8 protein-coding genes are annotated in these 8739 nt (G+C 64.7%); 3 read left to right on the forward strand and 5 right to left on the reverse strand.

Annotation, left to right across the window (positions count from 1 at the left end):
- The 5 genes from prmA to CQ050_RS24135 form a co-directional block, all read right to left on the reverse strand.
- Positions 1–927 carry a 50S ribosomal protein L11 methyltransferase gene (gene prmA, locus CQ050_RS24115; RefSeq protein ID WP_105559337.1) on the reverse strand — a complete coding sequence of 309 codons (927 nt, stop codon included), beginning with the start codon at positions 925–927 and terminating at the stop codon, positions 1–3.
- A 136-nt stretch (positions 928–1063) separates the two neighbouring features.
- Positions 1064–2410 carry an acetyl-CoA carboxylase biotin carboxylase subunit gene (accC, locus tag CQ050_RS24120; RefSeq protein WP_054427251.1) on the reverse strand — a complete coding sequence of 449 codons (1347 nt, stop codon included), beginning with the start codon at positions 2408–2410 and terminating at the stop codon, positions 1064–1066.
- A gap of 9 nt (positions 2411–2419) precedes the next feature.
- Complete coding sequence (gene accB / locus CQ050_RS24125) at positions 2420–2875, reverse strand: acetyl-CoA carboxylase biotin carboxyl carrier protein (protein ID WP_105559338.1); 456 nt, start codon at positions 2873–2875, stop codon at positions 2420–2422.
- An 87-nt stretch (positions 2876–2962) separates the two neighbouring features.
- Complete coding sequence (gene aroQ / locus CQ050_RS24130; RefSeq protein ID WP_006226654.1) at positions 2963–3397, reverse strand: type II 3-dehydroquinate dehydratase; 435 nt, start codon at positions 3395–3397, stop codon at positions 2963–2965.
- An 89-nt stretch (positions 3398–3486) separates the two neighbouring features.
- Complete coding sequence (locus CQ050_RS24135; protein WP_105559339.1) at positions 3487–4020, reverse strand: TlpA disulfide reductase family protein; 534 nt, start codon at positions 4018–4020, stop codon at positions 3487–3489.
- Between the two features lie 129 nt (positions 4021–4149).
- Between CQ050_RS24135 and mpl the strand changes: the two genes are divergently transcribed.
- The 3 genes from mpl (at position 4150) to CQ050_RS24150 (ending at position 8133) form a co-directional block, all read left to right on the forward strand.
- Complete coding sequence (mpl, locus tag CQ050_RS24140; RefSeq protein WP_105559340.1) at positions 4150–5520, forward strand: UDP-N-acetylmuramate:L-alanyl-gamma-D-glutamyl-meso-diaminopimelate ligase; 1371 nt, start codon at positions 4150–4152, stop codon at positions 5518–5520.
- 29 nt (positions 5521–5549) lie between these two features.
- Positions 5550–6152, forward strand: coding sequence for a YqiA/YcfP family alpha/beta fold hydrolase (locus CQ050_RS24145; protein ID WP_105559341.1), 603 nt, complete (start codon positions 5550–5552; stop codon positions 6150–6152).
- 73 nt (positions 6153–6225) lie between these two features.
- Positions 6226–8133, forward strand: a complete 1908-nt coding sequence (locus tag CQ050_RS24150; protein WP_105559342.1) for a ribonuclease catalytic domain-containing protein — start codon at positions 6226–6228, stop codon at positions 8131–8133.
- Positions 8134–8739: the final 606 nt, after the last annotated feature.

The following is an 8739-nucleotide window of genomic DNA, read 5'->3' on the forward strand; positions in this document are numbered from 1 at the left end:
TCAGGCCTTCTGGCCGTGCAGGCACACCCAGCCGTCACGCGCGCGCCAGACCGACATGGCGATCCAGGGCGCGTAGGCAGCGGCCACCTCTTCGGCCTGGCGTTCCAGCACGCCGGACAACACCAGATGGCCGCCTGCGGCGACGCGTCCGGCCAGCATCGGTGCCAGCACCTTCAACGGATTGGACAAGATGTTGGCCACGACCACCTGGAACGTACCATCGGCCAGCGCATCGGGCAGCATGGCCTGCAGCTCGACGCGGTTGACCTCGGCGTTGTAGGCGGTGCTTTGCACGGCCTGCGTGTCGATGTCCACGGCCTGCGTCGGACCCGCGCCCAGCTTGCGGGCGGCGATCGCCAAGATTCCGGAACCGCAACCGTAGTCCAGCAAGGTGGCGCCGGCGGGCAGCTCGGCTTCCAGCCAGGCCAGGCACAGGTGTGTCGTGGGATGGCTGCCGGTGCCAAAGGCCAGGCCCGGATCCAGTTCGATGTGGATGGCGCCGTCGCCCGTGGCGGCCGGATCGAAGCCCGGCACGTCGGGGCTGTCACGGTGCCAGCTGGGCACGATCCACAGGCGTTCGGCGATGTGGATGGGGCCAAACTGCGATTGCGTCAGGCGCACCCAGTCGGCGTCGGGAACATCGCGCAGGGTCCAGCCGGCAAACAGCGCCGGGTCGAGCTCGCCTGCCGCGGCGGCCTCTTCCATGATCTGCGAGGGATCGGCTCCGTCGGGCAACAAGGCGACGACGCGATTGCGGTCCCAGGCCTGCACGTCGGGCTCGGTGCCGGGTTCGCCGAACAGCGGGCGTTCGTCGTCGGTGCCGAAGTCGGCGTCTTCCACGGAAACGGACAGTACGCCCGCTTCCAGCAGCGCGTCCGACAAGGCTTCGGCCTGCGCCTCTAGGCAATGGAGCACGAGTTCACGCATGATTATTCTTCCATCTGGTCATCGGGCCGCGGCGGATGCCGCGGCCCGATGACCGTAAAACAATTAAAAGGCCCCGAGGGGTTTGCCTTGGCGTCGCCCAAAGGCAAAAAGGGGCCGCGAGGCCCCTAGTGGTCGGTCAGGGACGCTGAGCCAACTTGTTTTCCAGATAATGGATGCTGGTGCCGCCCTCGATGAAGCGGGCATCTTGCAACAGTTCGCGGTGCAACGGGATGTTGGTCGAAATGCCTTCCACCACCATTTCCGACAGCGCGATGCGCATGCGGGCCAGCGCCTGGTCACGCGTGTCGCCGTACGTGATGACCTTGGCGATCATCGAATCGTAGTTCGGCGGCACGAAGTAGCCGTTGTACGCATGCGAATCGATCCGCACGCCAGGACCGCCCGGCGTATGCCAGTTGGTGATACGGCCAGGGCTGGGCACGAAGCGGAAAGGATCTTCCGCGTTGATGCGGCATTCGATCGCATGGCCCTTGAACTGGATATCGCGCTGGCGCAGCGTGAACTTCTCGCCTGCGGCGACCAGGATCTGCTGCTGCACCAGGTCGATGCCGGTGATCAGTTCGGTCACGGGGTGTTCGACCTGGATGCGGGTGTTCATTTCAATGAAATAGAACTCGCCGTTCTCGAACAGGAATTCGAACGTGCCGGCGCCGCGGTAGCCCATCTTGCGGCAAGCGTCGGCGCAACGGTCGCCGATGCGCTCGATCGCGCGGCGGGCGATGCCGGGAGCCGGCGCTTCTTCGATGACTTTCTGGTGGCGGCGCTGCATGGAGCAGTCGCGTTCGCCCAGCCAGACGGCGTTGCGGCCGCCATCGGCCAGCACCTGGATTTCCACATGGCGAGGGTTCTCAAGGAACTTCTCCATATAGACTTCCGGGTTGTTGAACGCGGCGCCCGCTTCCGAACGCGTCATGGTGACGGCGTTCAGCAGCGCGGCCTCGGTGTACACCACGCGCATGCCGCGGCCACCGCCGCCGCCTGCCGCCTTGATGATGACCGGATAACCGACTTCGCGCGCAATACGGATGATTTCCTGCGGATCTTCGGGCAACGCGCCCTCGGAACCCGGCACCACCGGCACGCCCGCTTCGATCATGGCGCGCTTGGCGCTGACCTTGTCGCCCATCAGGCGAATGGTGTCGGGACGCGGACCGATGAAAACGAAGCCGCTCTTTTCGACGCGATCGGCGAAGTCGGCATTTTCGGACAAAAACCCGTAACCCGGGTGGATTGCCTCGGAATCCGTGACTTCGGCCGCCGAAATGATGGCGGGCATGTTCAGGTAGCTGTCACGCGACGGCGCGGGCCCGATGCACACGGATTCATCGGCCAGGCGCACGTACTTGGCTTCGCGGTCAGCCTCGGAGTGCACGACCACGGTTTTGATGCCCAGCTCACGGCAAGCGCGCTGAATGCGCAGGGCGATTTCGCCCCGATTGGCGATCAGGATTTTTTCGAACATTTTCAGCTATCAGCCAATGACGAAGAGGGGTTGACCGTATTCGACGGGCTCACCATTTTCGACCAGGATTTCTTTGATGACGCCGGACTTGTCGGCTTCGATTTCATTGAGCAGCTTCATGGCTTCAATGATGCACAGCGGATCGCCTTCCTTGACGGTGGCGCCCACGTCGATGAACGGGGCGGCGCCCGGGTTCGGCGAACGGTAGAACGTGCCGACCATCGGCGCCTTCACGACATGGCCCTGGATGACCGGGGCGGCTTCGGCGACCGGCGCGGCAGGCGCTGCGGCCGGGGCCACGGGCGCGGCATGGGCGCCGGCTTCGGGCTGGTGGTAAGCCACCGGCTGCAAGGTCTGCGAGAACTTGACGATGCGTACCTTACCTTCGCCTTCGGTGATTTCCAGCTCGGCGATACCCGATTCAGCCACCAGGTCGATCAGGGTTTTGAGTTTTCGAAGGTCCATAGAAGCTGCTTCCCGAGATAGTGTCGGCGGCGTCCCAGCGTGGGGTCCGCGCCGTATAAGATGTAAAAGCTGTGAGTTGGTGCGAGATCAGTGCCGCACTGCGTAACGCAGAGCCGCCTCGTAGCCGTCCGCGCCAAGGCCGCTGATAAGGCCTATCGCCAAGTCGGACAGATAAGAGTGATGCCTGAAGGGCTCTCGCTTATACAGATTGGACAAATGTACTTCAATAAATGGGATCGCGACCCCAGCCAGCGCATCGCGAATTGCGACGCTGGTGTGCGTATAAGCCGCCGCGTTGATGATGATGAAGTCTGTGCCGTCTTGCCGGGCCGCCTGAATGCGGTCAACCAGCGCGCCTTCGTGATTGCCTTGCCAAGCTGTCAGTTTGGCGCCCAATTCGCCTGCAAGCAGTTCCAGGCGCTCATTGATCTGGGGCAGGGTCAAGCTGCCGTAGATGTGAGGTTCCCGGGTGCCAAGCAGGTTCAGGTTCGGGCCATGCAATACCAGTATGTTTTGCGCCATGCGCTTGCCAATGAGTGGATTGCCAATTGTTGGCAAAACAGCCGATAAACCAGCTTTTTACGCCAATTCCTACTATTTGTCCAACAGACTTACGCCTTCAAACCGGAGAGGGTTTGATTCAGGTCGTCGGGCTGGATTTCACCCAGTATCTTCCGGTTAATTCCGCCATCGGCATTGAACACGATGGTAAAAGGCAGGCCGCCGCTGGGGTTGCCCAGCTTGCGCAGCGTATCGATTGCCCCGGCGCCGATCACCCAGAGCGGGTAGGAAACTTGCACTTTCTCGACGAATTTTTGCATGTTCGCCGCCGAATCGACGCCGATACCGACAAATCGGATATGCGGGTATTTTTTCTGCAAGGCGTCGAGTTCGGGCATTTCCCTGACGCACGGCGCGCACCACGTTGCCCAGAAATTGACCACCATCGGCTGGCCTTTCCAACCAGCCAGCGTATGGGTCGCGCCATTTAAGTCCGGCATCTGCAATTGCAGCAGTCCGGCGACGGGATCGCCTGCCCCCGCGGGAGCCGCGGATTCCTGGGACTTGCGGCCCATCCACGTAAAAGCGCCCGCAACCGTGGCGGCAACCGCCACGCCGGCGGAAAGAAGTAGGCGTCGATTCATGGCGCGATCATAACCGCTACCGCTATTTTTTGTCGCAAGACAAAAACGCCCCCTCGGGGAGCAGCAAGCCCGCGAAGCGGCGCGGCGAGGAGCGCTCTATATATACAATGCAGGACAGGAGAGTTTTCAATGCACCTGCATATTCTTGGCATCTGCGGTACGTTCATGGGTGGCTTGGCGCTGATCGCGCGGGCCGCCGGACACAAGGTCACTGGTTGCGACGCGGGCGTGTACCCGCCCATGAGCACGCAACTGTCCGAACAGGGAATCGAACTGATCGAGGGCTTCGGCGTTGATCAGATGGCGCTCAAGCCCGACCTGTACGTGATCGGCAACGTGGTCAGCCGGGGCAATCCGCTGATGGAAGCCATCCTGGAATTAGGCGCGCGCTATGTATCCGGCCCGCAATGGCTGGGGGACAACGTCCTTTTCGGGCAGCATGTGCTGGCGGTGGCGGGCACCCATGGCAAGACCACCACCAGCTCGATGCTGGCGTGGGTGCTGGAAGCCGCGGGCCAGGCGCCCAACTTCTTGATCGGCGGCGTGGCGCAGGATCTGCACGTGTCGGCCCGCTACGACCCGGCGCGCCGCCCCTTCGTGATCGAGGCGGACGAGTACGACACCGCCTTCTTCGACAAGCGCTCGAAATTCGTCCATTACCGCCCGCGCACCGCGATCCTGAATAATCTGGAATACGACCACGCCGACATCTTCCCCGATCTGGCTGCCATCGAAACTCAATTCCACCATTTGGTGCGCACCATCCCGGGATCGGGCCGCATTGTGCGTCCGGCACATTCCGAGGCGCTTGACCGCGTGATTGCCCGGGGATGCTGGTCGGAAACCGTCACGTTCGGCGCCGATGGCGGCTGGCAGGCGACTCCCCCCGACGCGGATGGCGCTTTTGGCGTGCTGCGTAACGGCGCCGCGGTCGGCACCGTGCGCTGGAACCTGACGGGCGAGCACAACCGCATGAACGCGCTGGCGGCGCTGGCCGCCGCCGAACACGTCGGCGTTTCCGCGGAACAAGGCATCGACGCGTTGACCCGTTTCGGCGGCGTCAAGCGCCGGATGGAGCTGCGCGGCACGGTCAACGGCGTGAAGGTCTACGACGATTTCGCCCACCACCCCACCGCCATCGCCACCACCCTTGAAGGATTGCGGCGCCAGGTCGGGACGGCACGCATTCTGGCGGTGCTGGAACCCCGGTCCAACACCATGAAGCTGGGCACCATGGCTGCCCGCCTGCCCGACGCCCTGGCTGATGCCGACCTGGTGTTCTGCTTCGGCGCGCACAGCGGCAAGCATGCGCTGGGCTGGAATCCGGCCGACGTCCTGGCTCCCCTGGGCGACCGGGCTTCCAGTTACGATGACATCGGCGCCCTGGTCGTCGCCGTGGCCGCCGCGGCCCGACCCGGGGATCAAGTCCTGGTCATGAGCAACGGCGGCTTTGGCGGCATCCACGGCAAGCTGCTGGACGCCTTGCAGGCGCGCGGCTGAACGGCGGCCCGGCACCGGACAACGACGACATGATCCTTTACCTGCATGGCTTTCGTTCCTCGCCGACCTCGATGAAGGCCAGGATGATGGCCGACGCCATGGCCGAGCGCGGCCTGGCCGCCGAGTGGGCCTGCCCGCAGTTGCCCGCCAGCCCCAGGGAAGCGATCGACCTGGCCATGGGCATCGCCCGGCGCCAGCTGGATGGCGCGGACAGCCCCCGCGCACTGACCGTTATCGGCTCGTCGCTGGGCGGTTTCTACGCCACCTGGCTGGCCGAACAACTGGGCTGCAAGGCGGTCTTGCTGAACCCGGCCGTGGAGGCGGCGCGCGACCTGGCCACCCAGGTCGGCGAACACCACATGTATCATTCCGACGCGCCGTTCGTCTTTTTGCCCGAATATGTGGACGAACTGGCGGCGATCCATGCCCCTCGCATCACGCAGCCCGACCGGTACTTCCTGGTGGCGGCGACCGGCGACGAGGTGCTGGATTGGCGCGAAATGCGCGATCGCTATGCGGATTGCCGCCAGCGTATCGTGCAGGGCAGCGACCACGGTTTATCCGATTTCGCCCAATGGATGCCCGAGGTGCTTGAATTCGCCCTTGGCGCCAGGCAGGTTCGCCCCCAATAATCAGTACCAGACCTCAACACTCTATATAGCTGCGCAAGGCGGCGCGTGCGCGCCGCCCAGGACGATCCCCACCATGTATGTGTTTTACGAAGACGACGGCAGCTTCAAGGCCGGCAATATCCTGTCCGAGACCGACGCCAGCCTGCAGGTGGAATCGGAGTCGGGCAAGCGCAGCAAGATCAAGCGCGCCAACACCCTGTTCAACTTCGCGTCGCCCGAGCCGGCGGCGCTAATGAGCCAGGCGGCCGCGGTCGCCGAGACGCTGGACCTGCAGTTCCTCTGGGAATGCGCGCCGCAGGAAGAATTCGACACGCCCGCCCTGGCTGCCGATTATTTCGGCCACGCCCCCACGCCCGTGGAGCAAGCCGCGTTGCTGATGCGCCTGCACGGCGCGCCGGCCTATTTCCATCGCCGCGGCAAGGGCCGTTACCGCCCTGCCCCGCCCGATATTCTGGCCGCCGCCCTGGCCGCGCTGGACAAGAAGCAACGCCAGGCCGAGCAGCAGCAGGAATGGGTGGACGAAATGGCCGCCGGCCGCCTGCCGGAGCCCATCGCCCAGGCTGCGGAGTCCCTGCTGATCCGCCCGGACAAGAACACGCAGCAGTGGAAGGCCCTGGACGCCGCGTGCGCCAAGCTGGGCAAGACGCCGGACCGCCTGCTGCTTGAGCTGGGCGCCTGGCCGCATGCGCTGGCCTTGCACAAGCGCCGCTTCCTGGCGGTGAATTTCCCGCGCGGGCTGGCGTTCCCCGACCTGGAACTGCCGCCCATCGACCGCGACCTGCCGCTGTCGGACGCCGAGATCTATTCGGTGGACGATGTCACCACCACCGAAATCGACGACGCCTTGTCCGTCACGGAGCTGCCCGACGGGCGCCTGCGCGTGGGCGTGCACGTGGCCGCCCCCGGCCTGACCGTGACGCGCGACAGCGAGTTCGACAAGCTGGCCCGCGCCCGCCTGTCCACGGTCTATATGCCGGGCGACAAGATCCCGATGCAGCCAGACAACGTCATCAAGGCGTTTTCGCTGGATGCGGGCCGCGAAGTGCCGGTGCTTTCGCTGTATGTCGTGGCCGACCCGGAGACGGGCGAGATCGTCGAATCCGAAACGCGCCTGGAGCGCGTGGTGGTGCGCGAAAACCTGCGCCATAACATGTTGGACGCGCAGGTCACGGAAGCGAGCCTGGCCGATCCGTCGGCGGACATTCCCTACGGCCACTGGCTGCGTCCGCTGTGGAAGCTGGCGCAGGCGCTGTCGGCGCAGCGCGAGAAGGTGCGCGGCAAGCCCGAAAACAATTCGCGGGTGGAATACAGCTTCTATCTGGACGGCAATCCAGACGATCCGGACACGCCGGTGCGGCTGGTGCCGCGCCAGCGCAATGCGCCGCTGGATCGCATGGTGGCCGAATACATGATCCTGGCGAACAACCAGTGGGGCGGCCTGCTGCACCAGCACGGCGTGCCGGGCATCTACCGTTCGCAACAGGCGGGGCGCGTGCGCATGAGCACGCAGGCGCTGCCGCACGAGGCGATCGGCGTGCCGCAATACGCCTGGAGCACGTCGCCGCTGCGCCGCTATGTCGATCTGGTGAACCAATGGCAACTGATCGCCGCAGTGGAACATGGCGTGTCGGCCCGCCTGGTGGCACCATTCAAGCCGCGCGACGCGGACTTGTTCGCGATCATCGGCGCGTTCGATGCGCAATACGCGGCGTGGGCGGAGTTCCAAAGCGCGATGGAGCGCTACTGGTGCTTGCGCTGGCTGAAGCAACACGGCGTGACCCGGACGGTGGCGCACGTGTTGCGCGACGACCTGGTCCGGTTCGCGAATGCGCCGCTGGTGACTCGGGTGGGTGGAATGCCTGAGTTGGAGCGGGGGACGGCGGTGGAGATTGATATTCTGGGGATGGACGAGTTGAGTCTGGAACTGGATTGTCGGTATTTGGGGGAGCTTAGTCCGGCTGCTGGGGATGCTGCTTCGTAGTTGATAGGCGGTGTTGGACAGGGCTTCGTGGGACGCTCGCCGCCGGGGTCGGGTGGGTGGCGCGCGCCCACGATTGCGGTCCGGAGCCTTCGCTCCGGACGTCCCCGTCGTCATCTTCGTCCAGGCCTGCGGCCTTCCCTTCAGATTCCCTCGGGCGCATCAAGGTTGCGCGCCACCCACCCGACCCCGACGACGAGCTGCGCCGTCTTGGTTTGCGCGCTGCTAGAGCGCGACTTAATGACGAGGTTTGCGGGGCCCGCCTCAAGCGTCCGCGCGGGCGGACGCTTTCTGCATACGCGTTGCCGGGGCGTTGTCGCGTGGTCGCTTGCGCGCTTTTGTCGAGTGGCTTTCTATTGGCCCCGCCGTCAGGTGGGGGAGGTGGAGCGACGGGTGGCGCGCGGCCAGCAGTCGCTTGCTTCGCCCGACCTGTACGCGCGCCACCCGTCTAAAAGGGAGGCCAGTGAATATTGCGAGCGTCGGCTGAAATTTGCAGCGTTGCGAGGGTTCCTTGCGTTGCGTGCGCGCAGCGGCATCGGGAATTGCAAGACGCCGCGTAAGCTCCCAAAGGCCGCCCGCGCGGCCGGCCGGGAGCGGGCCCCGCAAGAT

Origin of the sequence: Achromobacter sp. MYb9, assembly GCF_002975275.1 — a bacterium.
Classification (GTDB): Bacteria; Pseudomonadota; Gammaproteobacteria; order Burkholderiales; family Burkholderiaceae_B; genus Achromobacter.

Excerpts from the sequence above, each read along its gene's own strand:
- prmA (WP_105559337.1), bottom strand. The coding sequence starts at position 927 with ATGCGTGAACTCGTGCTCCATTGCCTAGAGGCGCAGGCCGAAGCCTTG.
- accC (WP_054427251.1), bottom strand. The coding sequence starts at position 2,410 with ATGTTCGAAAAAATCCTGATCGCCAATCGGGGCGAAATCGCCCTGCGC.
- accB (WP_105559338.1), bottom strand. The coding sequence starts at position 2,875 with ATGGACCTTCGAAAACTCAAAACCCTGATCGACCTGGTGGCTGAATCG.
- aroQ (WP_006226654.1), bottom strand. The coding sequence starts at position 3,397 with ATGGCGCAAAACATACTGGTATTGCATGGCCCGAACCTGAACCTGCTT.
- CQ050_RS24135 (WP_105559339.1), bottom strand. The coding sequence starts at position 4,020 with ATGAATCGACGCCTACTTCTTTCCGCCGGCGTGGCGGTTGCCGCCACG.
- mpl (WP_105559340.1), top strand. The coding sequence starts at position 4,150 with ATGCACCTGCATATTCTTGGCATCTGCGGTACGTTCATGGGTGGCTTG.
- CQ050_RS24145 (WP_105559341.1), top strand. The coding sequence starts at position 5,550 with ATGATCCTTTACCTGCATGGCTTTCGTTCCTCGCCGACCTCGATGAAG.
- CQ050_RS24150 (WP_105559342.1), top strand. The coding sequence starts at position 6,226 with ATGTATGTGTTTTACGAAGACGACGGCAGCTTCAAGGCCGGCAATATC.